This window comes from Streptomyces fulvorobeus (assembly GCF_013167895.1).
In the GTDB taxonomy this organism is placed as follows: Bacteria; Actinomycetota; Actinomycetes; order Streptomycetales; family Streptomycetaceae; genus Streptomyces; species Streptomyces fulvorobeus.
Genome location: NZ_BLWC01000001.1, coordinates 5836514 through 5862774, shown reverse-complemented (window position 1 = coordinate 5862774; position 26261 = coordinate 5836514). Strand labels below are relative to the sequence as shown.

47 protein-coding genes are annotated in these 26261 nt (G+C 64.5%); all 47 read right to left on the bottom strand.

Going from position 1 to position 26261, the window contains the following annotated elements; genetic code table 11:
- Positions 1-4: 4 nt before the first annotated feature.
- A complete protein-coding gene (locus Sfulv_RS26540; protein ID WP_173316990.1) occupies positions 5-601 on the bottom strand; it encodes a TerD family protein in 597 nt (198 codons plus the stop codon).
- Between the two features lie 47 nt (positions 602-648).
- Complete coding sequence (locus Sfulv_RS26535) at positions 649-834, bottom strand: hypothetical protein (protein ID WP_173316989.1); 186 nt, start codon at positions 832-834, stop codon at positions 649-651.
- A complete protein-coding gene (locus Sfulv_RS26530; RefSeq protein WP_173316988.1) occupies positions 831-1676 on the bottom strand; it encodes a KOW domain-containing RNA-binding protein in 846 nt (281 codons plus the stop codon). The genes Sfulv_RS26535 and Sfulv_RS26530 overlap by 4 nt, the downstream gene beginning before the upstream one ends.
- Positions 1677-1725: 49 nt before the next feature.
- On the bottom strand, positions 1726-1869 hold the full coding sequence (locus Sfulv_RS26525) for a hypothetical protein (protein WP_173316987.1): 144 nt from the start codon (positions 1867-1869) through the stop codon (positions 1726-1728).
- Between the two features lie 35 nt (positions 1870-1904).
- The gene (locus tag Sfulv_RS26520; RefSeq protein WP_173316986.1) at positions 1905-2693 is read right to left on the bottom strand and encodes a sigma-70 family RNA polymerase sigma factor; all 789 of its coding nucleotides are present in this window, start codon (positions 2691-2693) and stop codon (positions 1905-1907) included.
- Between the two features lie 292 nt (positions 2694-2985).
- Complete coding sequence (locus tag Sfulv_RS31735; protein WP_425576933.1) at positions 2986-3399, bottom strand: DUF7169 domain-containing protein; 414 nt, start codon at positions 3397-3399, stop codon at positions 2986-2988.
- Between the two features lie 287 nt (positions 3400-3686).
- Positions 3687-4124 (bottom strand): HNH endonuclease, encoded by a 438-nt coding sequence (locus Sfulv_RS31600; RefSeq protein ID WP_371874705.1) that lies wholly within the window; start codon positions 4122-4124, stop codon positions 3687-3689.
- Positions 4099-6027, bottom strand: a complete 1929-nt coding sequence (locus Sfulv_RS26510) for a DNA polymerase (RefSeq protein WP_173316984.1) — start codon at positions 6025-6027, stop codon at positions 4099-4101. Before Sfulv_RS26510 ends, Sfulv_RS31600 begins: the two co-directional genes overlap by 26 nt.
- A complete protein-coding gene (locus Sfulv_RS26505; protein ID WP_173316983.1) occupies positions 6024-8510 on the bottom strand; it encodes a phage/plasmid primase, P4 family in 2487 nt (828 codons plus the stop codon). The genes Sfulv_RS26510 and Sfulv_RS26505 overlap by 4 nt, the downstream gene beginning before the upstream one ends.
- Positions 8511-8606: 96 nt before the next feature.
- Positions 8607-8810, bottom strand: a complete 204-nt coding sequence (locus tag Sfulv_RS26500) for a hypothetical protein (protein WP_173316982.1) — start codon at positions 8808-8810, stop codon at positions 8607-8609.
- Entirely contained in the window at positions 8807-9214 is a 408-nt protein-coding gene (locus Sfulv_RS26495) for a hypothetical protein (RefSeq protein WP_173316981.1), read from the bottom strand. Before Sfulv_RS26495 ends, Sfulv_RS26500 begins: the two co-directional genes overlap by 4 nt.
- Positions 9192-9518, bottom strand: a complete 327-nt coding sequence (locus Sfulv_RS26490; protein WP_173316980.1) for a hypothetical protein — start codon at positions 9516-9518, stop codon at positions 9192-9194. Before Sfulv_RS26490 ends, Sfulv_RS26495 begins: the two co-directional genes overlap by 23 nt.
- On the bottom strand, positions 9515-9865 hold the full coding sequence (locus tag Sfulv_RS26485; protein ID WP_173316979.1) for a hypothetical protein: 351 nt from the start codon (positions 9863-9865) through the stop codon (positions 9515-9517). Before Sfulv_RS26485 ends, Sfulv_RS26490 begins: the two co-directional genes overlap by 4 nt.
- Before the next feature lie 8 nt (positions 9866-9873).
- Complete coding sequence (locus tag Sfulv_RS26480; protein ID WP_173316978.1) at positions 9874-10077, bottom strand: hypothetical protein; 204 nt, start codon at positions 10075-10077, stop codon at positions 9874-9876.
- Positions 10074-10211 carry a hypothetical protein gene (locus tag Sfulv_RS26475; RefSeq protein ID WP_173310107.1) on the bottom strand — a complete coding sequence of 46 codons (138 nt, stop codon included), beginning with the start codon at positions 10209-10211 and terminating at the stop codon, positions 10074-10076. The genes Sfulv_RS26480 and Sfulv_RS26475 overlap by 4 nt, the downstream gene beginning before the upstream one ends.
- Complete coding sequence (locus Sfulv_RS26470; protein WP_173316977.1) at positions 10208-10567, bottom strand: hypothetical protein; 360 nt, start codon at positions 10565-10567, stop codon at positions 10208-10210. The genes Sfulv_RS26475 and Sfulv_RS26470 overlap by 4 nt, the downstream gene beginning before the upstream one ends.
- Positions 10567-10761, bottom strand: coding sequence for a hypothetical protein (locus Sfulv_RS26465; protein WP_173316976.1), 195 nt, complete (start codon positions 10759-10761; stop codon positions 10567-10569). Before Sfulv_RS26465 ends, Sfulv_RS26470 begins: the two co-directional genes overlap by 1 nt.
- Positions 10758-11183, bottom strand: a complete 426-nt coding sequence (locus Sfulv_RS26460; RefSeq protein ID WP_173316975.1) for a phiSA1p31-related protein — start codon at positions 11181-11183, stop codon at positions 10758-10760. The genes Sfulv_RS26465 and Sfulv_RS26460 overlap by 4 nt, the downstream gene beginning before the upstream one ends.
- 15 nt (positions 11184-11198) lie before the next feature.
- On the bottom strand, positions 11199-11396 hold the full coding sequence (locus Sfulv_RS26455) for a hypothetical protein (RefSeq protein WP_173316974.1): 198 nt from the start codon (positions 11394-11396) through the stop codon (positions 11199-11201).
- 63 nt (positions 11397-11459) lie between these two features.
- Positions 11460-12191, bottom strand: a complete 732-nt coding sequence (locus Sfulv_RS26450; protein WP_173316973.1) for a phiSA1p31-related protein — start codon at positions 12189-12191, stop codon at positions 11460-11462.
- 72 nt (positions 12192-12263) lie between these two features.
- Complete coding sequence (locus Sfulv_RS26445; protein WP_173316972.1) at positions 12264-12533, bottom strand: hypothetical protein; 270 nt, start codon at positions 12531-12533, stop codon at positions 12264-12266.
- 77 nt (positions 12534-12610) lie between these two features.
- Positions 12611-12937 carry an HNH endonuclease gene (locus Sfulv_RS31595; protein WP_371874734.1) on the bottom strand — a complete coding sequence of 109 codons (327 nt, stop codon included), beginning with the start codon at positions 12935-12937 and terminating at the stop codon, positions 12611-12613.
- Positions 12938-13107: 170 nt separating this feature from the next.
- On the bottom strand, positions 13108-13875 hold the full coding sequence (locus Sfulv_RS26435; protein WP_173316970.1) for a recombination directionality factor: 768 nt from the start codon (positions 13873-13875) through the stop codon (positions 13108-13110).
- 124 nt (positions 13876-13999) lie between these two features.
- Positions 14000-14458: a hypothetical protein gene (locus tag Sfulv_RS26430; RefSeq protein ID WP_173316969.1), complete on the bottom strand. Its 459-nt coding sequence runs from the start codon at positions 14456-14458 to the stop codon at positions 14000-14002.
- The gene (locus Sfulv_RS26425) at positions 14451-15002 is read right to left on the bottom strand and encodes a C40 family peptidase (RefSeq protein WP_173316968.1); all 552 of its coding nucleotides are present in this window, start codon (positions 15000-15002) and stop codon (positions 14451-14453) included. Before Sfulv_RS26425 ends, Sfulv_RS26430 begins: the two co-directional genes overlap by 8 nt.
- A complete protein-coding gene (locus Sfulv_RS26420; RefSeq protein ID WP_173316967.1) occupies positions 14996-15337 on the bottom strand; it encodes a hypothetical protein in 342 nt (113 codons plus the stop codon). Before Sfulv_RS26420 ends, Sfulv_RS26425 begins: the two co-directional genes overlap by 7 nt.
- Positions 15334-15501, bottom strand: coding sequence for a hypothetical protein (locus Sfulv_RS26415; protein WP_173316966.1), 168 nt, complete (start codon positions 15499-15501; stop codon positions 15334-15336). The genes Sfulv_RS26420 and Sfulv_RS26415 overlap by 4 nt, the downstream gene beginning before the upstream one ends.
- A complete protein-coding gene (locus Sfulv_RS26410; protein WP_173316965.1) occupies positions 15498-15941 on the bottom strand; it encodes a hypothetical protein in 444 nt (147 codons plus the stop codon). The genes Sfulv_RS26415 and Sfulv_RS26410 overlap by 4 nt, the downstream gene beginning before the upstream one ends.
- Before the next feature lies 1 nt (position 15942).
- A complete protein-coding gene (locus Sfulv_RS26405; protein WP_179764322.1) occupies positions 15943-16239 on the bottom strand; it encodes a hypothetical protein in 297 nt (98 codons plus the stop codon).
- Positions 16240-16241: 2 nt separating this feature from the next.
- Positions 16242-16400 carry a hypothetical protein gene (locus Sfulv_RS26400; RefSeq protein WP_173316963.1) on the bottom strand — a complete coding sequence of 53 codons (159 nt, stop codon included), beginning with the start codon at positions 16398-16400 and terminating at the stop codon, positions 16242-16244.
- The gene (locus Sfulv_RS26395) at positions 16400-16582 is read right to left on the bottom strand and encodes a hypothetical protein (RefSeq protein ID WP_173316962.1); all 183 of its coding nucleotides are present in this window, start codon (positions 16580-16582) and stop codon (positions 16400-16402) included. The genes Sfulv_RS26400 and Sfulv_RS26395 overlap by 1 nt, the downstream gene beginning before the upstream one ends.
- Positions 16579-16830: a hypothetical protein gene (locus Sfulv_RS26390; RefSeq protein WP_173316961.1), complete on the bottom strand. Its 252-nt coding sequence runs from the start codon at positions 16828-16830 to the stop codon at positions 16579-16581. Before Sfulv_RS26390 ends, Sfulv_RS26395 begins: the two co-directional genes overlap by 4 nt.
- Positions 16827-17042 (bottom strand): hypothetical protein, encoded by a 216-nt coding sequence (locus Sfulv_RS26385; RefSeq protein ID WP_173316960.1) that lies wholly within the window; start codon positions 17040-17042, stop codon positions 16827-16829. The genes Sfulv_RS26390 and Sfulv_RS26385 overlap by 4 nt, the downstream gene beginning before the upstream one ends.
- Positions 17039-17269 carry a hypothetical protein gene (locus Sfulv_RS26380; protein ID WP_173316959.1) on the bottom strand — a complete coding sequence of 77 codons (231 nt, stop codon included), beginning with the start codon at positions 17267-17269 and terminating at the stop codon, positions 17039-17041. Before Sfulv_RS26380 ends, Sfulv_RS26385 begins: the two co-directional genes overlap by 4 nt.
- Entirely contained in the window at positions 17266-17463 is a 198-nt protein-coding gene (locus Sfulv_RS26375; protein WP_173316958.1) for a hypothetical protein, read from the bottom strand. Before Sfulv_RS26375 ends, Sfulv_RS26380 begins: the two co-directional genes overlap by 4 nt.
- Positions 17460-17693: a hypothetical protein gene (locus Sfulv_RS26370; protein ID WP_173316957.1), complete on the bottom strand. Its 234-nt coding sequence runs from the start codon at positions 17691-17693 to the stop codon at positions 17460-17462. The genes Sfulv_RS26375 and Sfulv_RS26370 overlap by 4 nt, the downstream gene beginning before the upstream one ends.
- Positions 17694-17855: 162 nt before the next feature.
- Entirely contained in the window at positions 17856-18050 is a 195-nt protein-coding gene (locus Sfulv_RS26365; protein ID WP_173316956.1) for a hypothetical protein, read from the bottom strand.
- Positions 18047-18469 carry a DUF7448 domain-containing protein gene (locus Sfulv_RS26360; protein ID WP_173316955.1) on the bottom strand — a complete coding sequence of 141 codons (423 nt, stop codon included), beginning with the start codon at positions 18467-18469 and terminating at the stop codon, positions 18047-18049. Before Sfulv_RS26360 ends, Sfulv_RS26365 begins: the two co-directional genes overlap by 4 nt.
- Positions 18470-18534: 65 nt before the next feature.
- Positions 18535-18807, bottom strand: coding sequence for a hypothetical protein (locus Sfulv_RS26355; RefSeq protein WP_173316954.1), 273 nt, complete (start codon positions 18805-18807; stop codon positions 18535-18537).
- Positions 18804-19418: a hypothetical protein gene (locus Sfulv_RS26350; protein ID WP_173316953.1), complete on the bottom strand. Its 615-nt coding sequence runs from the start codon at positions 19416-19418 to the stop codon at positions 18804-18806. The genes Sfulv_RS26355 and Sfulv_RS26350 overlap by 4 nt, the downstream gene beginning before the upstream one ends.
- 113 nt (positions 19419-19531) lie before the next feature.
- Entirely contained in the window at positions 19532-20335 is an 804-nt protein-coding gene (locus Sfulv_RS26345; protein ID WP_173316952.1) for a PD-(D/E)XK nuclease family protein, read from the bottom strand.
- Positions 20336-20593: 258 nt separating this feature from the next.
- Positions 20594-21334 carry a hypothetical protein gene (locus Sfulv_RS26340; RefSeq protein ID WP_173316951.1) on the bottom strand — a complete coding sequence of 247 codons (741 nt, stop codon included), beginning with the start codon at positions 21332-21334 and terminating at the stop codon, positions 20594-20596.
- 896 nt (positions 21335-22230) lie between these two features.
- The gene (locus Sfulv_RS26335) at positions 22231-22467 is read right to left on the bottom strand and encodes an HNH endonuclease (protein ID WP_173316950.1); all 237 of its coding nucleotides are present in this window, start codon (positions 22465-22467) and stop codon (positions 22231-22233) included.
- A 538-nt stretch (positions 22468-23005) separates the two neighbouring features.
- The gene (locus Sfulv_RS26330; RefSeq protein WP_173316949.1) at positions 23006-23251 is read right to left on the bottom strand and encodes a hypothetical protein; all 246 of its coding nucleotides are present in this window, start codon (positions 23249-23251) and stop codon (positions 23006-23008) included.
- Between the two features lie 12 nt (positions 23252-23263).
- A complete protein-coding gene (locus Sfulv_RS26325) occupies positions 23264-23860 on the bottom strand; it encodes a deoxynucleotide monophosphate kinase family protein (protein ID WP_173316948.1) in 597 nt (198 codons plus the stop codon).
- A gap of 82 nt (positions 23861-23942) precedes the next feature.
- Positions 23943-25916 carry a glycerophosphodiester phosphodiesterase gene (locus tag Sfulv_RS26320; RefSeq protein ID WP_256669120.1) on the bottom strand — a complete coding sequence of 658 codons (1974 nt, stop codon included), beginning with the start codon at positions 25914-25916 and terminating at the stop codon, positions 23943-23945.
- A complete protein-coding gene (locus Sfulv_RS26315; RefSeq protein WP_173316947.1) occupies positions 25913-26260 on the bottom strand; it encodes a hypothetical protein in 348 nt (115 codons plus the stop codon). The genes Sfulv_RS26320 and Sfulv_RS26315 overlap by 4 nt, the downstream gene beginning before the upstream one ends.
- Between the last annotated feature and the right edge of the window lies 1 nt (position 26261).

Below are 26261 nucleotides of genomic sequence, written 5' to 3'. Positions count from 1 at the left end.
GCGACTACATGCCGATCGCGAACCGGAGAAGGCTGGTCTGGTCGCCTTGCCTTACCGTCCCGCGGGTGTTGACGACCTCCAGCTTCCACCCGTCGCCGGCCCGGTACGCCTTCGCCACGGCGCACGCGTTGCCACTCCCCAGTAGTGACGGCCAGATGTCGGCCATGAGCCCCGGCGTGCCGTCGGAGGAGTCGTAGACCTTGAAGGAGACGTTCATGGCCTTGCCGAGGTCGCTCCCCTTCTTGAACGCCGCGCAGACGAAGACGATGGTGTCGACATTGCCGGGCACCTTCGTGAAGTCGACGGTGATCGTTTCGTCATCGCCGTCGCCGTGGCCGGTCTGGTTGTCGCCGGAGTGGACCACGGAGCCGTTCTGGATCGGGTCGAGCGAGTCAAGGCCAGCCAGGCGAACGGGCTCGCCGTCGTGCATCAGGATCGCGATCGCGTCCAGGTCGGTCCCGCGCTTCCGCTTGGCCCATCCCAGTGCGCCGCCCGCTCCTGCGGCCGAAGCGTCCCAGGAGGCGCCGATTGCCAGCTTGGTGACTCCGGGAAGATCAGCGGCGCCGTCGGACTTGGTCAGGGTGACAGTTGCAGTCGTCATGCTCTCTCCTCAGTTGGGTGTGACTTGCGCTAGTCGACTGACGCGGGCTACTCCTCGAAGTGGGTGTCCGGGTCTTCGATCAGACGCCAGTCGCCGTCGACGCTCTCCCACACCAGAACCTTCACGCCCCACCGCCGGCCCGTCGCCAGCGCAGTGCGGACGTGGCGCTCCTGGTTGTTGCTGCTCCACGCGCTGTTGCGGCGCGGGTTGAAAGTCAGGAACCTGTCGTTCATGCGCCACCGCCAGCCAGGAAGGCGGCCATTGCGATGACGTCTGCCCCGGTGTGGTCGGTGCCGGCCAGGAGTGACTTCGCACGGGCTACGAAGGTCTCGCGGTCGATGGCGGCGCGAGTGGTGAAGGTCAGCGCTTCGGCCGGCGGGGCTTCGGGGGTCGATTCGTCGACGATCTCCACCTTCGCGCAGTACCACTGTCCGTCAACGTCCCCGTGCTCTCCGGGCCCGAACCTGACCAGGAAGGGAATCCTGTCGTGCGCTCCGTCGTCGGCGATGAGCTTTCCGACGCGTCCGGCGAAGTCGTCGCCGGACGCGTGAGGGTCGCCCTGGATCACGCGCACCCGGTCGCCGATCTGCGGGCGGACGACTGCGGGCGGCGTCAGGAGGTCACGCTCCCACTCGACAAGCGGCTCCGGCTCGTCGACGACCTTCTCCAGGCTCTTCGCGTTGCGGAAATACCAGCCTTCCCCCTCCGTGTTTGCTTCGTCAGCAACGATCAGATTCCCGCCGACATGAGTGACGCAGAGAATGTCGCCCCGACTGACGCGGGCGTACTCCGCATCGTCAACGAGGACGCGCACCTTGTCGCCCACCTTGATGCCACGGACGGTGGGCCCTTCGACCGTGGCAGCCGGATCCTCCTTCACCTCTCCCCCGTCAGCCTCGTCGCACAGTGCCAGGATGCCGCGGGCGAAGGTGCGGGCATCGGACGGAGCCGCGTAGACGCTGATCTTCGATACGCCACCTTGGCGGCTGTAGAAGGCAACATCGTTGCCAATGCTGCTCTGTGCCGTCAGCGTGTCGCTCACGCCGCTTGTGCATGTGATCGTGTGCTCGCTCATGCTCTCTCCTCTGCCGTGTGCGGGAATCGCGCTAGTCGACTAGCGCGGCTCATTCGGTGAACGGGGTGCCGTCCATCAGGTCTCCGTCTGCGCGCTCTTCGACGGCCAGGAGGACGTCTCCGCCCCAGAGGGCGGCCTCCTCCGGTCGCACGCACTGGAGGTCGTAGTCATCAAGGGACGGGATGCGGTTCATGGGATGTGCTCTCCTTCGGTCGATACGTCAGTGACTTACGCAGCCACGCGGAGGCTGTCCCGCACGGCGACTTCGCGGGCCGACTCAAGGCCCTTGCTGCGAAGGTCTCGCACGGCCTTCGCAGTTACCTGCATGTCCGTACTGACCTCCGCGTCGGTCAATGCCTGCATGTTGATCCCGTAGTACGCCTTCAGTGCGTAGGCGCGACGCTGGGGGATCTCGTTGAGGAGGTAACGGGCCAGGTCGCGCCGCTCGGTGGAGTCGGTGAAGGACGACAGAGTGTCGGGAATTCGGTCGGCCATCGTCATGTTGCCGTCCTCGGGAACCGCGCCCCTTACGTTCTCCTGCGGGGTATCGAGGCGAATGGGGCTCGCGAGTGCTTCACACACACTCACAAATGCTTCACGCGACATCCGTCGACGTGGGTCAGCGTCAGCCGATACGGTGGTGAAAGCGCGATCAACGTCGCCCTCTTCCTCCCACAGAACTCGCTTCACCGTAAGGGCTGCGGATGGATCGACTGACAACGACGTCGTCGATCGGAGCCACTCCTCCGCCACCGCACGTCGCACAGCGCGGAAGGCGAAGGAGTGAAGCTGAGCGGAGCTGGCTTCCGTGCGGTACTCGCGGATGTGCTGGATCAGAACGACCCGGGCCTCCTGGAGCAGATCCTCCGCATCCTCCTGGTTCGCAGCCGGCGCCACGGAGCGGATGACGCTCTTCAGTATCGGCTCGTAGGCGCTGACGATCTGCCACATGGCGTCAGCGTCGCCGTCCTGTGCGGCCTGGATCTGCTCTGCGGTGACGGATGCGGGAGTGGTCATGCGGGGCTCCTAGTGGCTCGGTGTGCCTTAGTTATGTGGGGGTAGAGCGAAAATGTCTCACGCTATTTTTGTGGCCTGCGTCACATGATGCGTCTTGAATCAAGATGCGTTCGTCCGGCGCGAGACCCCCACCTGTCGGCAGGCGGGGAAGGTCGCGTCAGTCGACTAGCGCGGGTTAGAGATCTTTGATCGTCAGCCGGTACGTCGCTGCGATCAGGACGTCAGCGGCCGACAGGGGCAGAACTCCCAGCCGGCCACGCGATAGAGCGTGGTGACAGAGATCAGATCGCGCTCACACGACGTCAGGAGTGGGATGCCAAGCATCCCGGACAACTCCATCAGGTCGCCCATCTGCTCCGGAGTGGACCTCGGTCCCGTCAATACGTCCATGGCACTCCCCCGCGATACGGTCCTCGGCGTCCTCCCCTTCCCAGCGGGAGAGCGCGCGGTCCATAGATGCTGTGGCACCCCGTACGTACGCAATTGCGTATGTTGCGTACGAGATGCCGATTTCCAGTTGATCCCGTAGCGCCTCACGGGCGCTGTCCAGAGCGATGCTCTCAGTCGGACGGCCCGGATCAGACGATGCCGCCCGTCCGGTTCCGTCCGCGTCCACCTCGGGACGTCGTCCCGGCATGGTCACTGCATCACCGCAAATGGCCGACAACTGACGTAGCTCGATCAGGTCACGCTCAAGCGTGTCCATCAGGTGCGTCAAATGCTGTCCGTCTGCGATGTGATTGGGACTGTAGGTCACTGACCCTCCACGGGCAATTGCCAAGCGGCTGATGTTCAGGGGTTCTTATGGGCGGTTCGCCGGGGTATGTCGGTCCTTCATGCACGCAGAGTTAGTCGTACTTATGTTGCGCGACCCATCCGACCTGCGGTTATGTCGCGCAACATAAGGCAGTCCATACCTGGACTATGTTACGAATTTGTTACCGTGTGCAGACTGTGTGGGAGCTGTGCACATGCCGAGCAGATCTCGGAACGTCAGCGCGTAACCGTAACCTCGCGCTCCGTATCCGTCTGACCAGTCAGAATTGCCAGCCATTCCGACATGTCCCGATCAGACTTCAGGCGGTTGCACTCTCTGCACGCCGGCGTGAGGTTCGACCACTCGTGAGCGCCCCCCTTGGCTAGTGGAGTTACGTGATCCGCTTCGGCTACAACCATCGGGCCGAACGGGGCGTCACAGTAGGAGCAGGCCCACCACTCCAACTCCTCCCACCGTCGCAGAACGTCACGACGGGAAGGGCCTCGTGGGGGTCCGGAGCTCTCATAGGGGGTGAAATGGGATGTGATCGAGTAGCCAGTCTCGTGGCGGACGGGGCGGCCAATGATGATCGATTCCGACCAACTTCGGTCAGGCGCCGCAGGGTTGGCGCGGGCAGCCGACGAGCCGTCATTTTCTGGCCAGTTCAGCGGCATGGGCGGCGACAGGATTGGCCGCATACCACGCGTCATTGTCGATCATCGTCGAAGCCTTTTTCATGTAGAGCGAGCCCCACGAGTGACCGCCCACGTCGGGGTCCGTCCCCAGCGGGATGCCCCGGAGAGACATCGTCATCGCCTCTCCGATCTCTCGGGCCACGTCTACAGCGTCATTGTCAGTGGCGTCTGCGACGATCTCGTCATGGACTGGGAGCAGCACATGAGGAGTAAGCCCTCGCGCGTCGATCTCCAAGAGACCCTGCGCGAAGATGTCGCGCGCGGTGCTCTGGATCTCCCCGTTGAACGAGGCGTATGCGGCGTCCCGGTCGAAGACGAGGCGCCGGCCGGAGGGAGTTCGGAGCGTGTAGCCGTCGCGGATGACCTGGCCCTGAAGGGCTCGGATATAGCGCGCCAGCCGCGGGTACGTCCGCTTGTAGCCCTTCACAGCTGCCTGTGCAGCCGTCAGGGAGAGGCCGGTCTGAGCGGCGATCGTCTTCGCCCCTCCCCCGTAGGCCACCCCAAGCTGCACAACCTTGGCCACCTTTCGCTGCCCCGGCGTGAAGTCCGGCCCGTAGACGCTCGCAGCCGTCAGGTTGTGCAGGTCGTCCCCACGGAGGATCGCGGCCGTCATCTTCTCGTCGCCCGACAGGGCCGCCATCACGCGCGGCTCCACGGACTTGTAGTCGACGGAGATCATGCGATGCCCCGGGTCGGACACGACGCAATGCCGAATGGTCCAGAGCCCCGAAGGGAGCTGCTGAAAGGGCGGGTCGCTGATCGACATGCGCGCCGTCCTGGCCGCCAATGCGCCGATCTTCGGGTGCACCCTGTCGTTCTCGTCCGCGGTCCGGAGCATCGCGTCCGCGTACGACATCTTCCACTTGCCGGCACGCTTGCTGCGAAGGATTGCCATCGCGAGCGGGTTGGGCGTGCGCGACTCGATCGGGTCCCACTGCTTGTCGACGTCGGCCAGGCGCTTGAGCACAGCCCCGTTGACCTGGACCGCCCCTCCGTCCGTGCGCTCCGGGATGTGCTCGCCCATGCCGAGGAGCGCTTCCGACACCTGGCGGGTGGAGTTGATGTTGGCGACGCCATACTTCGCTGCTTCCGCGGACCACCGCGCGGCCTCGTCAGCCAGCTCCGCAGAGAGCCGCGTCGTGTACTCGCGGTTGATCCGCATGCCGCGACGCTCGATGAGCGCACAGACGTATCCCACGGCGTGCTCGAAGGCCGGGAGGTTCGGGTTGATCCCCAGATCCCGTACGCGCTGCTGCACCTTGGGAAGGAGTCGGGACGTCAGGATCACGTCCCCGCCGGCGTACGAGAGGTACAGCGGGTTATCGATATCGATGTGCGGCCAACCGGTGTCCTTGGTGTAGCCGATCTTGTGGAACTCTTCGATCAGCCCACCTTGGGTGTCCGGAGCGGATGGGTCGACGTAGTGGGCCGAGGCGTCTTTCAGGCCGTTGCCCACGCCGCCCTGATCGCGTCGACGAGGGTCAGACAGATGGCTGTAGATGTATGTGTCCAGCGTCTTCGGTGCCAGCTCCTCCAGCGTGATGCCGGGCAAGTGCCTGTCGCTGCCGAGCATGTCGAAGTTGCGGTTCTGCATGGACAACTCCGGCAGAGTCCGCAGCGCCCACGAGGCCAGCCGTTGGAGGTCGGAGCCCTTCTCCACCTGGAGGACCCACGCTTCGTCGGGAGTTCCGAACTGCGTGGTACGGATGCGGAAGCCGGCCGAGAACGTGTCGAGCCCGGTCGTCTCCGTGTCGTACGCGACCCGCTCCCCAGCGTTCGCGCGGCCGATGATGTAGCTCTGGAACTCTCGGAAGTCCTCCACCGTCTGGGGGACGCGAACGGGGATCTGCTGGCCGAGTACCGGGAAGGTGTGGTTGATCATGCTGCGTCCGCCTCCTTCTGCTGTCCGAAGATGTCAGTCGGCCCGGCACCGGGCGCCTCGTCGATGTTCTGCGCTAGTCGACTAGCGCTTTCCTTCTCGGTGTCCGTCATGAGGCGGATTCCGTTGAATCCCCACGCGCTCCGCCGCTTGTCCTTCTTGAATCCGCGGCTCTCCAACTCCACCGCGAGGGCCCAACCAGACAGCCGCTCCTTCCGGTCAAGCCCGGCGTCCTCCGCCCACTCCGCGTAGACGCGACGGATAGCCATGGGAGCCACTCGCGCAGCCTCCTCACGGACCGTGCAGGCGCTCAGGAACTCCGCGAGGCGGTCCTCGCTCTCCCGGTAGTCCTGCGTGGCTGTGGCGACGGATGACGGCTCTCCGAGCCCTTGTGCGTACCACTCCACAGCGCCGGCCACGGCCCACGCGAGGATCCCCTCAGCCTCTCCGCGGAGCTGCATGGGGAGCGTCGTGTCCTTGTTGCCCAGCGCGTAGGAGAACGTGGCGTCGAAGGGGATCAGCTTGACCCGTCGCCACGTCCCCTCGTCCTGGCTCAGGATTGCCGGCTTGAAGTTTCCGGCGACGAGGAGAAGGAAGCTGGGGACGTACGTGAACGGGTTCTGGTTCAGGAACCGGCAGGTGATCGGGTCCCCGCCCGTCAACTGCTTCACGAGGGCCTCCGCCAGACGAGAGTATTTTTCCGTCTCCGACGCCGTTACGAGGCGCGAACCGCGGAGGGAAGCCAGCTCCGGTGACGCCTGACCCACGGACACGGACTTCTCGAAGGTGGAGAACTGCGTGGCCTGCGTGACGCCCGTGAAGACGTAGATCAGCGCATCGAGAAACGCACTCTTCCCGTTGCTGCCCTGCCCGTGGAGAAACGCGAAGCAATGTTCAGACGTCGATCCGGTGATCCCGTAGCCGACGAGCCGGCACATGAAAGCCGGCATTTCCGGATGCCCCGGGAACACCTCCGACAGGAACCGCATCCATCGCGTGGCGGGGGCGTCAGGCCGGTACGCGACATCGAGGCGCTTGGTAATCATGTCCGACGGAGTGTGCGGGTGAAGCTTGCCGGTACGGAGGTCGACCGTTCCGTTCGCGACGGAGAGCAGATCGTGGCGGGCGTCGAAGTCGGATGCTTTCACCGGAACACCCGGAACACTCGGCAGCTCTTTCATGACGGCGTCGATGCTGCGGTTCGTGAGCGCCTTCAGTGCCAGCCGGCGCTTCGAGTCGTCGCCCGATGCGATCAGTTCGGCGCCTAGGAGGTGCAGCGACTCGCGAACCTTGTCGCCTCCTGGCGCCCACACCTTGCCATCCCAGCAGAGGAAGCCGAGACCCTTGGCGTAGCGGACTCCCCCACCTCCGCGGGCGATGAAGTCGCGCAGCATGACCGCAATGCCGACGTCGGTGTTGTCGAACATCTGCCGGGCGGAGAGATCCATCAGTTCCAGTGCGGCGTCAGCGTCGGACATGTCGACCTCCTTCTCCGGCGGTGCAGGTGTCTTTGGCTGCTCCAGTTCGACGACAGGAGCGGAACGGACTGCGGTGTGAAGCTCTGCGGGGAACGTCTCCGGCGTCCTCTCGCGCCAGGCGGTCAGGTCTTCCTTCGGGTTGGGGAACGGGAGCTGCCGCGGAGCACTGCCGTCCGCGATGAGGGCGGTAGCCAGTGCGCCAATACCGCGTGCTCCCGCGTCGTCAGGGTCGAAGGCCAGGACGACGTCACGGCCACGAAGGTGCGTCACTAGTTCGGCCACGAGGGAGGGGTTCCGCGCGGTACCGGTGCCTCGGATGAGAAGCGCGTCATAGCCGACACCTACGGACGTCAGACCGTCGCCCGGTCCCTCAGTGATGAGGATCGTGTCGTAGCCCGTGCCGGCGGAGAGAAAGCCCCACTTCGCCCACGTGCGGCCCTCGGGGTTGGCCAGGGACACCCATCGGGCGGGGCACTTCTTCGAGATGTCACGACCCTGTAGACCACGGACCACGCCGTCGAATCCGGCGAGTGGGACCGTCACCCGCGGATACCGGGTGAATCCCCGCGTGAGCCAAGGCTGAGAGCGATCCCCCGGCGCCGCGTACCCGACGCCCAGGTCTTCCGCCTGTTCCACCGTGAGCCCAAAGCGGTCGGCCAGGTACTTTGTCGCCTCCTCCGACGTCGCCAGGGCGGCCGACGTCTCGTCGACGAACATCCGCAGGCCGGCGATCTCGCCGGGGCCGATGGATTCCGGCGCCTTCGCGCTGATGGTCTTGACGCCCTGGCCGTCGACGTTGAAGAGGTCCGCCGCTGACAGGTCCAGCTTCTCCCGGATGCTCTTCAACTCACATCCTGTACGGCACACCATGAGAAGCATCCCGTCAGCCTTCAGCGTGAGCTTGAGCGATGGATGATTTCGGTCCTCGTGCGCAGGGCACAGCGCCAGGTAACCGTCATGATCCTCTTCGACTCCGCGCAGGCGCCCCAGGATTTCAGTCAGTCGCACGGCTCTCCTCTCGTGGTGGGCGGTCTCGCTACGCCAAAAGCCCCCAGGACCGGAGTCACTGGGGGCTAGGCACTTGCGTGAGTCGACTGACGCGGGCTACTCGTCCGGGTCGTAATCCTCAAACGTCAGACTGTCCGCGCCGGCCGATGTCAGATAGTTGCCGGCGTGCTTGTCGCCCCGCGCCATGGCATGGGAAACCCACCCGCGGGCCTGTTCAAGGGTCATACCTTCTCCCTCGTACTCGTCGCCGTCGGGATAGACGGTGAGGTACCCGGAGAACTCGATGACGGCCTTCTTCACGCTGTCCCCCTATGCTGCTTGTCGAGTGCGTACCAGCGGTCGAAGGCGACGTCTTGCAACGCCCCCTCCATCTCCTGTATCCGGTTCATCAGCCGCACGTCCGTTGCCACATCGCGCACCACGTAGCCGTCCGCGGTTCCCTTCATGCGCCGTTTGACGATCGCGCAACCGAAGGGCTGGCCGGCGTGGACGGCCTCCCGGTTCGCCTGGCGGATGTAGTCGGAGAGTGTGATGGTCTTCTCGGCCTTCGCCTCCGTCGCGTGGAGGTAGTAACCGTCGATGTCACCGATGTCGAGCCGGCCCATCTGCGCGTTCCGTCGAGCGCCGGGGTTGTGGTTGGTGCGGAGGTAGTCGACGAGAGCGGACTCCCACGCGGTGCCCTTAGCTTTCGAGGCGTTGGCCATCCGACCTTCCTTCCACCGCCACGTTGGCCGCTTCACTTAGCACGCTGCTGACTTCTCGCGTGCTGTACTCCTCAGGCCACGTCCCATCGCACGCACGCATCTCAGTCCGAAGGTCGTAGATCTCATCGGCGATGGTGATCCGGAGGACTCGCTCCTTCACCTCCCACGCAGCCATCGCCTCCTCGACGCCACGGCGGAACCAGTAGCCGGTACGTTCGTTCCATTCGCCGTCCAGCGCGAGTGGAACGGGGAGGGCTAGGTACGTGTCGGGAATGGCTGTGCCGGTGACTCCATCGGGGCTCATGCGCTCTCCTCCCGCAGCTCCCGCAGCTCCCGCAGCTCCCGCGCCTTGCGATCGAAGATGTACGCCACCTTGCCGTAGACGCGCTCTTCCGATACGTCGTCGGTCTCCATGAATGCCTCTCGTGCCCCGTCCGCCATGTCATTAAGCACGCCGGCCAGAAGCGCGCGGACGTCAACGTCGGGGCGAATCTCGGTGAGCGGCCCGGACTCGCCCTGAACGTCGGCAAGACTGTCCGTGCATCCGAGATACATGTCCGACCCGTCTGCCCGCGCAGTCAGCCGCACCTTTCCAGGCTCGTACTCCGTCCAGGTGTCGCCGTCGCAGTCTTTGAACTGTCTGTCGCTCACGCTGCCCCCTAGAAGATGTTGACGGTGATGACCAGTGCCTCGCCGTTGTCCAGGTCGTCAACAAGTTCGATGATCTGAGCGGCCATCGACAGTTCTTCACCTTCGCGAGAACTGGCCACCTCGTTGCCCTCGTGGATCGGCGGCACGTGGGTTTGCTCCCGCTCCCCGTTCTCCGCCACGGTGTTGATCTTGTGCACATTGATGTAGCTCATCCGCTCTCCACCTCTCTCATGAACTCTTCCGTCAACCACGGCCAGGCGGCGTAGATGCTCCGCGGCCAGTTGAAGACGACCGGCTCTTCGTCGGGTTCAGCACGGACGATCTGGAGAGTTGGGTCGTGGATCACGCGCCGCTCCACTTCTTCGTCTCCGGGTCGCGCTCGTCGAACGGCTCCCATGCCAGCGAGGCGCGCTCGATGTAGGTGCGGACAATGCGGTACAGCATGATGCGGGGCCGCCCGTAGCCGTCGCCGTTGTACGACTTGCCACGGCTTACAGCATCCCGGCTCGCCTGTCGACGGGCATTCTCTGCCGACTGATAGGGACCCCGAACGTCGTAGCCGCTCTCTTCGCTCCACTCGTCTAGATACGCAGGAACGTCACGGTTGTCGCGCCAGTGATACGCGGGGTTGACCTTCCTCGTCTGGTACTCCACGACGGAGCGCCACTGCTCCATGTCGTTCAGCGCGCCGTTGGTAGCCATCAGTTCTCCTCCCGGTTCACGACCTGGACCACGGCGCCGCGCGAGAACGCGACTCCGACGGCCTCCCAGTACTTCGCGAAGTCCTTGCGCTCCGTCGCGCTCTTGCGGACACGGATCACGGCCTCCCCGCCGGCTGCCCGGATGTCTCCGAGAGCGGGAGCGTTGACGTCGTCGATGGTGTGGATGACGGTCACGCGGAGACCTTGGTGAGGGGGCCGTGGTTGTCGACGACCTCTCCGAGAGTCCAACCCCAGTCGTTCGGCTCGCCGTCCGCATAGCCTCCACGGAACCGTCCGATCGGCGTGCGGTCGTTCGCCATACCGCTCATGCCCGGACCACTCAGCTCCGCCTTGAAATCGAAGTGATCACCATCGGCGTCCTGATACACGGCGCCCATCTCGTACGTTACGCCGTTGTATTCGAACGTGTCGGACGGCGCCTTAGCCTCCGACGGTGCGGGCTTCGACAGGGCTCGGTGAACACTGCACAGCCGTCCAGTTCCAGCGGCGCTACTGATCTCATCACGCAGCTCGTCCGCCTCGTCCTCCGTCAGCCGGAGAACGACGATCGTCTCCTCCACAGTGCGCGTGCGGGTCTCGTACTGTGCCGATGCCATGAGTTCTCCTCGTTACTAGTTCTGAGCTTCGTCAAGGCTCTCGGTGGGGAATCGAATGGTTCGGAAGTCGTCGGTGGTCTGACCCTCTCGGATCTCCCACAGCTCCCCGCGCCAGATGATCCGTCCGTCGTCGTCGCACAGCTCGAAGCCGTCTTCTCGCGCCGCCCAGATGGCGGCCTCGATTGCGCGGGCGTGATATTCAATGTCAGCCATGTTTGGCATCCTCTCTCCTACGCACTCAGCCCCCTGACCACGAGGGCACAGGGGGCGAGAGGGTTACTTGGTCAGAGGGCCGTAGTTGTCGACGACGTACTGGAGGGTTTCTCTGGACCGGTAGGAGCTGTAGGTGCTCAGGGGTGCGCCCCCTGTCCGGGTGGACCTGTAGAAAGTCCAGTTGTCACCGTCGCAGTCGGTGTACTCCGCGTCGTACTCGTAGACGACGCCTTCGTACTCGAAGCCGTCGGCCGGCTTGGCGGTCACCTTGCAGAGCGGGCCGAAGCTGTCTTCGATTCCGTCGATGGTGTCGGTGTTGTTGGCGTTCCCGTATGCCGTTACGCACGGTGTGCCATCAGGGCTGTGGCGCCCGGTGAAGGACCACGTGTATCCGAGCCGGTCGGTGTACTCTCCGGCCAGGTCGTACGTGATGCCAGCGGGAGAGGTGTAGGTCGTCGTCGGAAGCGCTTCGAACTCCGAAGCGTTCCGGCCGCCACCCTTACCGACGTCCGGTCCGTCGAGATACTTGAAGAGGTAGATCTCCGCCCCGGTGACCGCACCCTCCACGGGGCCGGCGAGGATCTCCACCGTGTGGCCGTTGCGACGCGCCTTGTCGCCCACGGAAAAGGCAGGAGTAGCCACCATCATCTCCGGCGTCGTGGGCTGCTCTCCGCCGCTCGCCACACGGACCATGTACCGCGTCTGCCCTCGCATGTCTGTGTACGGCCCGTACGTGACCTCCACGGCCTCCAGCCATGTATGCCGCACCTTGTCGCCAACCTTGAACTCCGTCATGCTCTCTCCTCCGTCAATGCCAAGCGAAAGCCCCCGCGTCCTCGATGTGCGGGGGCCAGGATGTGCGAGTGGTCAGGCGGTCGGGGCGTCGCTAATGACAACGACGTGTTCGGCGCCGATGGTGCGGATGTCAGTCGTCTTGCGGGCGGAGATGCCTGACTCACGCCCGGTCGGACGGACCCGCAGCTTCGGGACCACCCGGCCGGAGGAGCGGTCGGTCAGGGTCTCCAAAACGATGGCCTCAGTGACACGGACACGGTTCCCGCGGCGGGTTGAGAAGGTAATCAGCCGGCCGGGGTAGATCTCGGCTCCGGTGAAATCGGTCAGTGCTGCCTTGCTCATGCTCTCTCCTCTTCGTGTGTATGCTCGTGACCACGCAGCCCCCTCCGACCTCAATTCGGAGGGGGCTGCGTTGCGTATCACTGCACGTGCTTCCAAGATCGACCAGTCGCGGCCTTCCAAGCTGAGTGACGGCTCACGCCGAACTCGTCGGCCATGCTCTGTGCGCTCTCACCCGCCGTGTGCCGGCGCCGTAGCTCACGCACCTTGTCGGACGTCAGTCGAGCACTCCAGAACCGTTCACCTCGAACCTTAGTGCCGTGTGCTGCTCGGTGCGCAATGTTCTCCGCGTGGGTAACCCATGCCAGGTTGGAGACGTCGTTGTTCGTAGGGTTGCCGTCCAGGTGGGCGGCCTCTCTGCCGTCTGGACGAACCCCCACAAACGCCTCAAGCACGATTGTGTGCATCCGAACGGACCGACGTCGCCCCCTATCCGCCAAGTCGACTTGAAGGTAACCCCCAGCATCGCGCTTCGGCTTCAACGGCCTGGCGTACTTCCAGCCGTACAACGTGCCGTCACTGCACACCGTGTACCGCGGAAAGTCCGGCACAGGAGCGAAGCTGACACCTCCCACCGTCAGGCGGCCTTCGCCAGGTCCGCCGGCTGCTCGGCCTCGTAGACGCCCAGAACGTCAATTACCGGACGGTTGTACGCGACGTCGCGGCCGGCCTTCGTGGTGTAGCTGACGTGCTCGATCGTCAGTGTGGCTCGCACCGGACGGCCCGGGTTGATGACGAGGCCGCCCTCACCGTCGACTCGTCCGCCCACGGTGTCGATGGACTCGATCACCTCGTGCAGGACGTTGACGAGCGACCAACCGCCGGAGTTGAAACGGAACTTGCCCAGCTCCGGCGCCTCCGCCAGCTTGAACGTGACGTCGATCGAAGGCTTCGGACCCTTGCCGCTCTTCGCGCGGGCCTTGCGGTCCTCCAGCATCGGAGGGCAGTCGCACCGCTCACCGACGAGGGTCGGGTCGTCGTCACTCAGGAACTTGACGCCGTCGCAGTGATGTGTGAGGCCGCTGAATCCGAACAGCTTCATCGAGGCGTCGATGGCATCGGAGGACTCGATGATGATCTCCACCGATGCGGAGTCGGTGAGCACCTGGAGGTTGTCCTCCTTGTCGGTGTCCCAGTCCTCAGCCACACCGCCCATGAGCTGCGAAATGACGTCGGCCACCTCCGGGTCACCGGTGGTCACCCGCCATTCGTTCAGGCTCTCCGGCTGCTTCCCGACGAGCCGGCCGGAGCGGAACCGGCCCACGTAGTCGTTGCTGAAGTTCGCCTTGGGGCGGGGCTTGGCGTCCGGGTCGGTCTGGAAGATGGAGACGAGATTGTTGGCCATGCGTGAGTGCCTTTCGTAGGCTGCGTGATGAGCGGGGAGCGTTGTTCCCCTCTGCCTTAGTTATGTGGGGGTAGGGCGAGAATGTCTCACTCGACTTTCAGAGTTTTTCCGCCGCGTCAGTCGACTAGTGCGACGTGTGACGGGTGCGCTCCAGCTCCACCTTCAGCCGATGGATCTCCGCGTCCTTCAGCTCCAGCGCCTCCATGCCGTAGTTGGCCTCGTCCGCGGCACGCCGGCGGGCAGAGACCCAGGCAGAGCGGTAACGGTCGCGCTGCCGGCCGGCCTCATTCATAAGCTGAATCGATCGGACGGCGGTCCACGCTGCGGTACTGTCCGCCACCCTGGCCGCAAGCAGTCCGGTCAGACGCTCGATCTCGCAGTGAGCCTCCGCCACGTCGGCGTGCATTCCGGTGCAGATGCCGTCGACGTCCGCGCCTAGCTCGTCCTCCAGGTCAACGATGCGTTCCACCATCTCGCGGGCGTCCCACACCTGGTAATAGCACTCGGTGCGTTCGGCTCGGCTGTGTTCATGCCCAACCTCCAGCTCTTCGACGGTCGGTGTGGTCCCACATCGCTCACCCATTGGCCAGCCTCCTCAAGTCTCGGTCCGTCGATGTCACACGCTTTCGGCTGAGCAACTTCCAGAGATCTCCCGGCGTGACGTCCCCCGGCAACCGCCCGTCGTCGAAGAGATGCACGCCAGCACGAAGGTAGACCTCGTCCACGAGCTGGGAACAGATCATGTGCCCCGTCGACGCGACGTACTCCGTCACCCACGCCGGCCGGACACGGAAGTGCGCCAGGCCAAGCGAGACGTAGTCCAGGTAGCTGTACGGGGTGCCGACGAGAGCGTGAGCTGTCTCCACGACGGCCTTCCGCTGCGCCCATGTCACCTGATCGGGAAGTTGACCAGTCGACCACTCCAAGACCTGGCTGGCTTCCTCCAGTGGGATGCACTCCGCCCCACCGGGCATGGCCTGCACGACCATGTCAAACCCGACGTACACGAACGCGTGCTGTACCGGTGCAGCGTCGCCTATGAGCGCCTGGCCGGCGCCCACGAACCGGCCGGTGACCCCGCCGATGCGGGTCAAGGCGAAGTCGCCCGGGAGCGGGGTGATTACCATGAGTCCTCCTCGCCCGGAACCCACTGCTGCTCACCAGAGACAGCTGTGCGAAGAGCGGTAGCGAGGGCTTCGGGCAGGAGCGTCTGGACCGGCGGCAGTGAGCCTCCGCCGACGAGCATTCCCAGCGCTTCGCGAAGGTGATCCTCTGCGATCTCCTTCGCCCGGTCGGAGTACCGCGTGCCCGGCCGGTAGGCGCAGAGTCTGCCGCCGTTCGCGTCCAGGATCTCTGTCCCGATCGTAGCGCCGATGTCTCGCGTCACGACCTCCACGCTTCCGCCGTAGAGACCCACGGTGTAGTCCAGAACGAAGCGCGGACGAATGTCGATGCGGATCACCTCGTCCCCCACTTCGGACCGCGGAGCGTCACGGGGACGGCTGGCGCGTAGGTGTGCGGGAAGGCGGTGCGCAGGAAGTCCGTTCGTCGGGGCATAGAGCCTTCCGGGCGGACGAACTGTGCCGCCCACTCCTCGAAGACAATGCGCGCGATGGTGTCGTTCATGAGTCCTCCTGAGTGGGCGTGAGTGCCTCGCTGAGCGCCCCGTACCATGCCGGTGACCACTTCCTCATGGATGCCTCTATGGCGTCCACGTAGGGCTGCTCCTGGGCTCGTATGAGGTCAGCCGTGCGAGGGGCCGTGGCCAGCAGCCGTTGCAGCCGGAGCCACTGCGCGTACCGCTGATACGTCCGGAGCTTCTCGCGCGACTGCTCCAACTCCCAGTGCCCGCGAGCGTCCTGCGTGAGTTGCCAGAGCGAGCGGCCCGCGGGTCCGGGGAAAGTCTCGCAGCGAATGCATTCGGCTGCTCGTCCGTGAGTCGGGAGTTCGCGGAAGTCTTCCCGATCCTTCCGCCGCCGGCAGAGGCCGACGCAGAGAAGTGTGCCCTTCCCGTTGGGATGATCGCGCTTGAACTGTGCGGCGATGGCGTCAGCGAGCGTCACCATGTCAGCGGCCTCCCCGCGGGTCGTGGTCTCCGACGAATGGCGTGGCGGCCTTGTACGCCGCTCGCTCTGCGGCGGCTCCCTGCCACTGCTCGAAGGCACGGGTGCAGGCCAGCACAACGGACTGCTCTGCCGTTTCCTTCAGCCCGTGGAGTACGTAGCGTTCGGTCACAAGCTTCGACCTCCAACGGCCCCTCTGCTGCCGGATCTCCACCATCAGGTTGGAGATCGACGTCTCCCGCACGCGATAGAAGTAGCCTTCCGGCAGCTCCGGGGCGCCAGCTGCTACGAGTTGGGCCATGCTCATGACGTTGCCTCCAGATCGGCCAGAAGTGCACGGGCGGGGTCCATGTCGTCAACCGGGCCGTAGTTATTCACGAGGCCCAACGCGCGTCGGACGAGTTCCAGCTCCGCGAACGTCAGCTCGATGTCGACGGTGCCTGTGGATTTGATCTGTGCCATCAGTTCTCCTCCTTCTCCTCAAGAAACCGCGCCACCTGGAGCACGTCGTAAACGCTGACGTTCTCGCCCCATGTCAGGTCGCTCACGGCAGCGTGAGCCCTGCGAAAGAGGTCCAGGCGCCGCATCTGCGCTTCCGCGTCGTCCAGTTCTGGCGATGGTTCGCCGGCGTCGATCGTGCTCACCCGTGCACCTTCCCCACGCGCCGGTCCAGCTCTTCACGGATGACACGACGAAGCAGCTGCTCCAGCGTCTCCGTCTCCGCCTCCCGGACCCACTTGCGTGAACCGCCCGCTCGCACTTCCAGGGGGCCGTGCAGTTCTCGAACCTCTTCGATCGGCAGAACGGTGTACATGTCGTCGGTGTAATAGCCGTTAGTGTCGGCGTCGTACATCCACACGTCGCTGTCCCGATCGCGGTATGTCGGGGTCATGGTGTCGCCTCCAGATCGATGATGCTTGCGGCGGCGCACTGCTGATGCCCCTGAAGCAGATGCTCGCTAAACGGCGCCTGCCGGATCTGCTCCGCCAGCTCGTGAGCGTGGAGTGCGAGGATTCTGTCCGCCACACGTTCGGCGATCTGGCGCAGCCCTCCATCGAAGTTCTGGCCTCCGATGAGACCGACGATCTGCTCTCGTGCGGTCATGACGTCGCCTCCGGGTCAATCAGGTTTGCCGCGCCTTTCGCGGCTCCGCGCTCCAGCGGTAGGAGTGTTTGCGCTCCGCACTCCCATGCGCGGATCTGCTCCGACAGCTCGTGAGCGAAAGCGTCGACGAGCTCGTTCGCGTCCACCTCCACGTCGCCGCCGTACACGAAGTCACCGGACTCCAGGCCGAAGATGACCTCTTGGAGCAACTCGTCTCGTGCGGTCATGACGTCGCCTCCGGGTCAATCTCGTCCGCGGCTGCGTTGCAGTCGCTCATGTGGTCGTCAGTGATGTCGCGGAGTCGGCCGGAGTTGCGGATTTGCTCCGCCAGCTCGTGGGCATGCCGGGCCAAGATGTGCTCAGCAAGCCCCGGAAAGCCGGAGCCGATGATCCCGCGTAGCTGCTCCAGAACCGCGCTCATGCCTCATCCCTTTCCGCGTCGTAGCCGTCCCGGTAGCCCTCGTCGTACGCGCTGCCGTTGATGTCGACGTCCACGTCTTCCAGGAGCGCGCGCACGTCGTCGGAGTTCATGACGACGGTGGAGATCGTCTCTCCGCGGGCGCTCTTCGTTTCGAGATCGAACTCAATCCCGCGGCGCGTGATGGTGACGGTGGAGCCGTCGGCCGTGTGGATGGCCTGTGTGTGCTTCACGGTGCCTCCTCTGTGTGGTTACACGCCGAAAGCCCCCGGCGCCGAAGCAACCGGGGGCTGAGGGACTTGCGTCAGTCGACTTGCGCGGCTAGTGCTGCGGGCAGGCGGACCGGCGGCAGCCATGCATGTGACACCAGTCAGGACTACGGGTCGGGTCGTCGCTCAACGTCGTCTCCCAGATGTCGAGGGGGCCTTGTACTTCGGTGCCTTGTACGTCGGTGCCTTGCGGTGCTTGGGATTGCCGAACTCGACCTCCACGCCGGTCTGCTGCTGCGACTCGTCCGTGTCGCAAGCGGTCAGAAGGAGCATGGAGAAGATGAGGGTGATCAGGACTGCCCAGACGAGGTAGCGCTTCACGCGGCGGCCTCCAGCTCCTTCACGGTGATATCGAACCCGTAGCCGTAGTAGAAGGGGTTACCGCAGCTCCATCCCACGGACAGCTCCAGCACATCGCCCATGTCCGCGAAGATGTGCCACGTGTCGTACCCATCGGTGGTGCCCACACCAGTGATGATGTGGTCGACGCGCTCCGGGTGGAGGAGGAAGCTGGCCAGCTCCGTGACCGCACAGCAGTCGTCGGTGTCCTGTAGCTCGACGCGCTTGCCGTTGTCCAGCGTGATAACAAGGGCGTCAGTGATGCCACCCCATCGAGCGAGGGTTTCCTCTCGTTCGGCACTCACGATGCGGTGACCAACCACGGCCTCCCGCAGGGTGGCGACGTTCTCCGGCATCGTGCCGTCGTCGTCAGACTCGCTCAGGATCTCTTCCGGGTACATGCTCTCTCCTCATCCCATGCCGAAGCGGAGGCGCCCGGTGTGGACGCCCCCGTGTGTGCCTAGCGCTACTTGCGGAACAGCCGCCGCGTGAAGCCGACGAGAAGGTTCGCCCCCAGGACGAACAGGACCGACGTTCCATAGCCGATCGCAGCGACCGCGGGGTAAGCGCCGTGGATCGCGCCCATGACGAGCATGGTCACCCACCCCTGAATAGGGAGCGTCGCCAGGATGACGACGCAGCCGGTGAAGGCAGCCACGAACTTCGCTCGCTGCGCGGCCTCAGCCGATGCCTTACGGAACTGTGCGGCTGTCATGCCCCGTGTGCTGAACTCAGTCATGCGCTCTCCCCCTTGAGTCGCGCAATCTCCCGCGCCTGGCTGACGATGGTGGCCTTCAGGTCGTCGACGTCATCGACTACTTTCCGCGTCCCGGTCAGGAGCGGCCAAAGTGCGGCGTCAGGTCGGTTCTGCGCTTGAATCGGCGGATGGTTCACGACCATCCGAGCCGGCTTCGCCTCGTACGCCCGCTTGTAGTTGTCGCGCTCCCGCTCCAGCTGCCGGGCGTACTGCCCGATCTCTGCGGCGGCCTCGTCTGCGGTCTCCTCGCGCTCGATGGCGGCGTTGGCGCGTTCGTACTCGTGGCGCAGGAGATCACACGTGGTGTCGTGCTTCGCTCGCAGCTCGTCGCGCTCCTCCACGAGCGTTAGGTACTTCTCGCAAACCTCGTCAACCGATTCGTTCGCCTTCGCCAGATCGTTCCGCAGCGCTTCCGCGGCGCACACCACTCGCCGCATGTTCGCTGGATCCCACATCGACTGACCGATTCCGGTGTCACCCAGCACGACGTCCAGAGTGCGAGCGACGCTGGCAACCACTTCTCTGGCTTCGCCTCCACGCTCGTTCTCTTCGTTGAGACGCTTGATGTGCGCCTCGTCGATGGCGTCCAGCATGTCTACGACGGCGAACGTCGGAATAGTGGGTCCGACGTTCGATCTACTGCGCACCCCCTCCGGCGTGTAACCGCCACATGTCTTCCACTTCAGCGGCCCCGCTCCACGCGCCGTCATGCTGCCCGCCTCTGCGTGCCCGTGGCGACCTCTCCGCCCTTGGCGATCGGCCGGCCAACCACGCCCTTCTTCCCCTCGCGCTCCCAGTCGAAGACACCGCGAAGGTGGAGGAAGGCTGCGAAAACCTCCTCGTCGCACGTCATCGGGTGCAGCGCCCAACCCTCCGGCCGGACGTGGAGAACGGCGCCGCCAGTCATCGCCGGCAGGGGGATGGACTCTCTGGTCTCCGCGAGGATGATGCGATCGGCGTAGCGGTAGGCCGCCAGCTGGAGCGCTACCGAGTCGTATACGGCCTTGGAGGTCTTCCAGTCGATCATCACGACTTCGCCCTCAATGCGGGCGATGGCGTCGAACGAGCCGGCGTACTGATGAGCGTCAGACCAGACCGTCTCCTCCAGGTGGAGGAACTCCGGCTGGATCTGCTGGAGAAACTCGTCGAACCACCTGACGTGAGGCTTGATGTCCGCGTGGATGTGGCGAGGATTGATGGTGTCTCCGCGGGCCTGACGCTCGAACATGTCGTGAGCGGCCGACCCCAAGTCACTCGCGACCTTCGTGTATCGTCGCGGTGCACCCTTCAGGTAGTCCACGGCGCCGGCAGGATCCTTCTCCGCCAGCTTGAGCACCGTGTCACGGTGCTCGACTGCCGTCTCTGCAACGAGCTTGGCGTTCCAGTACGTCAGGAAGTCCTTCGGGGCCATGCCAACGATGCCGGTCACGCCAGGAACCTTGATCCGCCCGTCGTCCGGGTCCACGTAAAAGCGGCTTCCACCGCGCTTGATTGTGTCCACTCCGGCCATGTGGCCTCCACCCTCGTTGCTGCTTCGTTCTCCCTTACGCCTTAGTTATGTGGGGGTAGAGCGAAAATGTCTCACGCGACTTTCAAGATCTTTCCCAGGCCGCCGCCTCGTCCTCCCCGCGGGTCAGTCTGGCCAAAAATGCAAACTAACCCCCTATTTTACTTCTCTCTAAGACGCGTTAGAGAGAGTTAGAAATAAGGGGTTAGTTTGTCATTCTGTCGCGCACTTTGGCCGGGAGGCGGAGGCGGCGAGCGACGATCAGGCGCCTGACGTGGGCTTTTGCGTCAGCTTCCGCAAGGACAGGATCTTCCGCTCCATCGCGTGCAGCTCCGCGTCCAGCTTGGCGCGCTGCCCGTCCGTCATGTGCTTTTTGATCACGTTGCGGTCGAGATTGCCTAGAATGTCCTTCGCCACCTCAGCGAGGCGGAGATGGTCGGCCGTGGCCTTGACCGGTTGGCCGGCGTCAGCGGGATCGGCCTCTTCCCCCTTTTCCGCACGCTTGGCGGGCTTGGGGGTGGAGGCCGCAACATCTTTTGATACCAGCGCCGCCTTGATCAGAGACGCATTCACCTTGCGGTTGTCCTGGAGCCGCTCCAGCGGGCTAGTGGGCTTAAGGCCGTTGGCTTCCAGCTCCCGCGCGGTCATGTGGCGTCGCAAAAGGTTGCCCACATGCCACCTGACGCTGCCCTGTACCCGGGTAATGCGATCTTCGGGGATGTTCAAGGAGCGGTACATATCACCCACGATGGCGCGATACTCGGCCGAATTGCCCCGCGGGTCGTCTAGCTTGATGCGTAGCGCCACCTGCGTGACTGCAAGGTTCTTCAGAAGGGTCGTGGCCTCCCCTTCAATCTCAAAATAGCGCCGGGCCAGGGCGGAGCCTCGCGCGACGAGAGCGTCCTCCGATTCCTGTGCAAGGTCTTCCAGCTGAAGCGTGGGCAGCTCGTCAAGGTCGACGTCGCCGCCCCTCGTAGGTCGGGTCAGCTCGCTGGAGCTCATGATTACCTCTCGACGTCAAGACTGTGGGGGCGCGCGCGGTTAGGGTACCGCAAGTCACTGTTAGTCGGTAGCCACGCCCCCACAGTGTCACTGAGCGGTAAAAGGCTTCTTGCAGGCTCCGCAGACGACCGGCGCCTTAGCTGCGACGGTGGGTGACATCTGCATCTTCCGAGGCTCGTTACAGCCGCACCGAAGTGTCAGTCGACTTGCGGGACGACGTCGGGCCGTCGCGTCGGGGATCGTGAGATGCGGGAGGACTAGTGGGATCGCGTCTTCCAGCTCCGCGAGACTACTGCGGTAGCGATCGAGCGTCTTCTCCGTGGGAGACGGTGTGGCGTACCCGCGGCCTGTGCGGGGCTGGTCCGCCGGCCATGAGAGGCCCACCTCTTCAGCCGCCGCAAGGAATCTCCCATTGTGGTAAGCCCCGTGCGATGCGGTGTCCTGCACTCCTCGTGCCCAGCAGAGGACGTGTGCGGCCTCATGGAGGATGACCTCCAGTACTGCGTCGGGACCCGCTTGCAGTGTCTCGGCACTGACGACGAGGCCCGTCACGACCTCCCCCTCCCATGCCCAGCGAGTGGGGTCGTGATTGGTGGTCGGTGGCGTGGGTGAGATTGCGATGCGTGCTGTGGGTAGGTCTGCTACGTGAGAGCGCACCTGCGCCCATAGCGTGGTCAGCGCTTCTAGTAGCGGTCCGGGTGAGGTCGACATGCGTCGAGATTATGGTGCCTGGGTTGCACGACACAACTGCGGATGTACGGGCCCGCAAGTCGACTGACGCAACCTGAAACGCGAAAAGCCCCGTACCCCCTGGTCACAGGGAGTACGGGGCTCGGTGGTGTGGTCCGAAGCTTTGCCTAGAGATTAGGGCCGGCTGAGCTGATAGGGGTCTAGTCCTATGACTCCGGCGTCAGAAGTGGCGCCAAGTTGGGGAAGCGTTCGGCCAGCCACTCCCACGGGTCGCGGGCGTGCTTGCCTCCCACGCCTCGGTTGCAGTCGATGCAGGACGGGACAATGTTCGCGAGGCTGTGTTCTCCACCCTTCGAGATAGGCACCAGATGCTCGATGTCCTCGTAGGGCCCGCCGCAGAAGGCGCAGCCGTAGAGGTCGTGCTCCTCCCAGTCGGCAAGCATCTCGGCATGGGTGAAGGGGATGACGGTTGCTGCGGCCTTGCGTGCACGACGAAGCGCGCTAGCTACTCGGCTGTTCGCTCGTGCCCAATCGGGGTTGGCTTCCCTCCATGCCTTGCTGCCTGCGATGGACCTATTACGGTTGCTGGCATACCACTGACGAGAGCGAGCGTTGTCACTTTCACGGTTCCTCGCGTGCTTACTGCGCTTCCGCTCTGATACTCGGTCTCGGTTAGCGGTATCCCATCGGCGCGAAGTCCAGCAGGCATGATCCTTGTTATCCGCGTACCAGCTACGACAAGCCGCAGACGCACAGTCTCGGCACACAGTCTTGCGTCCGTCCGACTTGCCGGTGTCAGTGCTGAACGCCTCATGCCCCTTCACCGCGAAGCACTTGCCGCAAGCCTTCGCAGGGACGTCCCTCTCCCGCATGGCTTTGTTGAACCGCATCCTGACCGCTCTGCCCGCCAGCGGACTCATAGTCTCCATACGCCGAAAGCCCCCCGGCTCCGGAGAACCAGGGGGCGGATGCAGCAGGGTCTTACTCGGCCGGTGAGACCTTCCTCCGGGCGCTCTCCCCCACGAGGATCGGGAGAGCCACGGCGCCTACGCCGGCAACGCTCTGTGCGACGTCAGCGTCAGCCAGGGCGGGAATGAAGAACGCTCCGGCAGCTACGAGCGCCAGGAGATGCGCCCGCAGCCGCACGGGCTCGGTGGCCGCGAGAACCTGGAGGGCGACGTAGGCGCGGAGGGTCAGGTCGCTGAGGAATGCGGTTAGTCGCTTCATGAGTGCCTTACGTCAGAGGGATCGTGCGTAGTGTCGGCGGGATTCGATGCGGGAGACCGTGTCTGCTACGGCCTCCACCTGGCGATGGAGCGCTGTCACGTCTTCGTCGTTGAATATGTGGTAGTCCGCGTCATGAGCCGTCAACGCGCCTTCGCTCTCGTGGTTCAGCTGTTCCACGTCGGGCCGCACGATGTAGACGAGGTGGAAGCCAGCGCGCCGCAGGCTGGCCGCCTCGTTCGGGTACCTGACGTCAGTGATGACGACCGGCACGCCCGACTCGTTGGCGGCCTGGACCTTCGCCATGGCGGTGCGGAGCCAGAAGTCCTCGTCCAGCGCGCGGACTGCGGCGCCAAGCTCCTGGAGGATGCGGCGGACCTCTCGCATCTCCTTCGATCGCTCCCACCCGAGGTTGCGCACCACGCGGGAGAGACGGTCCTGCACGAGCTGCGAACCTTCCCAGTGGGTCCCGATGATCGGGTCCATCTTCAGCGCCGCTTCCTTCAGCGCGTCAGCGAACCCGATCCGCCGGTACCCACGGTTGTCGACGAGCCAGGCGCCGGCAGTGTCCTTGCCGACCCTGGCCCGTCCGATGATGCCTACGTTGCCCATGTGCGCTCCCCTACTCCGGCTGTGTGTCTGCCTGAGTTATGTGGGGGTGGAGCGAAAGTGTCTCACGCGGGCTTCATGATTTTTAAGCCGTGATGGACACGGCCTTCCAGTGCGGCTTGTTCGCCGTCGACGTGACGGAGCCGGTGGAGAGGTGGAAGTAGCCGCCTCGGTGGGTTGCGTTGGTGGCGACGATGGAGACCGGAACGGCCAGGTCGGTGCGCGTCAGAGTGATCGTCGTGGCGGTCACCTGGATCGTAAACGTCATCCATCCGCCGGCAATGGGGGCCGTCTGCGCGCCGACTGTGGCGGCTATCTGGTTCCCCGATGTCACACCCGGCGCGTGGGTGTACAGCTGCATGTCACCGTTGCCGCGGACTGTCAGGTGGTATCCGCCCGTCGCGTTGGCCTGCGCAAAGCGATACGCGTCGTCAGCGTCCTTGCAGAACGCCAGGCCCGCGTGCTCCGTGGCTCCGGGGACGCCCTCGAACATCATGCTGAAGTTAATTGTGTACGACGTCGGAGGCGTTGGGTTGCTGATCGACCCCAGCAGCACGGAGCGGTTGGGCAGTGCGCTGATGTACGCGCTGCCTCCGACGTCGTCGAACTTGAGCGATGACGCGTGGTCGTAGTTGATCGTCCCCATGTCGCCAGGGGCCCGGACCATCGTCGACCAGTCGTCAGATGTGCGTGAGGCGCCCGTGCGACGGACGTAGACGATCTCGCTGCACATCATGCCCTTGACGCCCAGAGCAGCCAGGCGGTTTCGCTCGCTGCGCCTGTGGACCTCCCAGGCGATGACCGGCTTCCCGCGCTGGACGACAGCCGTAATACGGGCGTCGCTCATACCGACTGGAACACCCCACATGTCGACGTCGGCAGCAACGGCGTTCATCTGCTCATCGGTCGTCGCTGCGTCGACGTATGCCCACGTCTTGAAACCGTTCGCCTTCGCCCACGGGAAGGAGGTCGCCAGGTAGTAGTTCTTCCAGACGACGGAATCCTTCGCCTGCGGGTAGAAGTCACTGAGGAACTGCTGTCCGATGGGCACGCTGGGGTTGCTCTTGAACTCCAGGAAGATCACAACGCGCCCAAGGAAGCGGTCGAGCACCTCCCGCAGCGTCGGAATCGGTGCATCGACGGTGCCCTGACCAAGGTGCAGGCGTCCGTTCGTCAGTACCTTGTGGCGCAGTGCGTTGTAGTTCCACGTCGATACGTCGCCCGTGGAGTAGGTCGTGCGGTCTAGGGCCTCATCGTGCAGGCAGACGAGCACGCCATCCGCGGTCATGCGGACCGAGACTTCGATGGCCTTTGCGCCGGCCGCTACAGCTGCTTCGTAGCCTTCGAGCGTGTGCTCCGCGGCCAGCTCAGCGCCGGATCCGCGGTGCGCGATGTAGAAGGGATTTCCCTCAAGGAGCTTGTCGACGGGCAGGATCGCGCGAGGGAGTGCGCCGACGTCGGCAGGTGTCAGCGCTACAGCTCCGGTCTGACCGTTGACGGAGGAGATCAGACCTCCACCTCCCAATGCCACGCCCTCAGCGGGCCAGGCGCCGGATGCCTTCGGGCCGTAGAGCACGACGTTGCCCGGAGTCTTGTCGACGAACATGTCTCCGTTGCCGCCCAGGAGCGGCGATGGGGCGCCTGTGCCCGTCAGGATCGACGCACCCGCGGGCCCTGTCGGTCCAGGGACTAGTACGTACTGCCCGGTGCTCGGATCGGACGGCGCGATGTCCGCGATGGAGACGACAGGGACGGCAGCAGGAAGGCGGATCGCGTACGTCCTGGCCGCGATGTCCAGGAACTTTTCGCTGACCACATACGCCCAGTCAGTGGGCTGCATGTCCATCTGATCAGTGGCGATCAGGAGGACGGAGAACGCGCCAGTAGAGTCCAGGATCATGGATGCGGATCCGGCGCTGATCGTGTCGGCCCTGGGGAGCGTAACGAGGGATGGAGCGGCAATGGTGACGGTTCCCTTGAGGGGGGTGCCGTCTGGTCTGAGATAGCGACCGGTCAGGGTCACAGTGGAAATGCCAGCAGGCATGGCGGGTGTGCTCACGCGTCTCCTCCTCCAGTACGGGGCCGGCTGATGATGTGTTCCGCGTCGTGGCCGGCCTGCCACTCACGGACGCGCGTGATGTCCTCGCGTATGTCATCGATGTCGTCACGTAGGTCATCGACGCGGGCGTTGAATCGGGCTTCCAGGCGGGTTCCCACGGCGTCCAGGGCCTCGATGGTGGCCGCGCGGGTCTCGGCCCCTTGCTCCTGGACGGATTCCTCTACGTGGCCCACGGCGGTGCGTGTGCGCTTGTGTGCGGTCATAAGCGTTGGGACTACGGCCACCACCGCCGCACCCAGTACGGATACGGCGGTGATGACTGCGATGACGATTTCAGGAGCCATC